Origin of the sequence: Spirulina sp. CCY15215 (assembly GCF_016888125.1) — a bacterium.
Classification (GTDB): domain Bacteria; phylum Cyanobacteriota; class Cyanobacteriia; order Cyanobacteriales; family Spirulinaceae; genus CCY15215.
This window is the reverse complement of record NZ_JACSWA010000095.1, coordinates 1-301: the sequence shown is the minus strand read 5'-3', so window position 1 is coordinate 301 and position 301 is coordinate 1. Positions and strand designations below refer to the sequence as shown.

General features: G+C 41.5%; 1 pseudogene. It reads left to right on the top strand.

Going from position 1 to position 301, the window contains the following annotated elements:
- Nucleotides 1-182, top strand: a pseudogene (locus tag JUI58_RS00430) (Uma2 family endonuclease); the annotation flags it as partial.
- Nucleotides 183-301: the final 119 nt, after the last annotated feature.

Here is a 301-nt window from a genome sequence, read left to right as displayed (position 1 = left end):
AACTTGAAAAACAACGTGCCGATCGCGAACGTTTAGAAAAAGAACTTGAAAAACAACGTGCCGATCGCGAACATTTAGAAAAAGAACTCGAAAAACAGCGTGCCGATCGCGCCGAATCTGACTTACAAAAAATGAGAGATCGCCTTTTACAATTGGGGATCGATCCTGATTCTTTTTCCTAGCCCGCTTTTGTCACTCTGGGAAATTTCGACGATTTTTGCCATCATTTTCCCAGTCATAATCTATCGAGTTTCGCCGACGAGAGGCTGCACTGCTTGTATAATAAAATCAAAAGTATTGA